Annotated in this window: 1 protein-coding gene; it reads left to right on the top strand. The window is 66.7% G+C overall.

All coding sequences use genetic code 11. The features are described from left to right. A partial coding sequence (locus ACFFIA_RS42425) for an FG-GAP repeat domain-containing protein (RefSeq protein WP_377262979.1) occupies positions 1-628 on the top strand: 628 nt, incomplete at both ends.

Genomic DNA, 628 nt, shown 5'->3' with positions numbered 1-628 from the left:
GTCCTCTGGTACTACCCCGGCCGCTCCACCGGCACCTTCGGCTCAGCCATACGCATCGGACCCGGCTGGATCGACAACTACAACCGCATCGCCGTCGGCGACTCCAACGGGGACGGCTGGGCCGACCTCTACGCCACCGCCACCGACGGCGTCCTCTGGCACTGGCGCAACGACGGCGACGGCACATTCGGCGCCAGAACACAAGTCGGCACCGGCTGGAAAACCATCGACTGGTTCACCCTCGCCGACGTCAACGGCGACAACAAAGCCGACATCCTCGCCAAAGCCGGCGACAACCTCAACCTCTACATCGGCACCGGCAGCGGCGGCTTCGACACCGCCAAACGCGTCGGCACCGGCTGGAGCCAAATCAACCGCTTCGCCGCAGGCGACGCCGACGGTGACGGAGACGCCGACATCTGGGGCACCAAACCCGACGGCACACTCATCTACTGGCGCGGCAACGGAAACGGCACCTTCGCCACCCCCGCACAGGTCGGCGGCAACTGGCAAACCATCCGCGAACTCGCCGTACTCGACCTCAACGGCGACAACAAAGCCGACATCGTCGGCGTCAAAGCCGACGACGCCACACTGCTCCGCTGGACCGGCGACGGCGACGGCACCT

Source organism: Phytohabitans kaempferiae (assembly GCF_042433955.1).
GTDB lineage: Bacteria > Actinomycetota > Actinomycetes > Mycobacteriales > Micromonosporaceae > Phytohabitans > Phytohabitans kaempferiae.
Note: the sequence above shows the minus strand (reverse complement) of the source record. Positions and strands in the feature narration are given on the sequence as shown.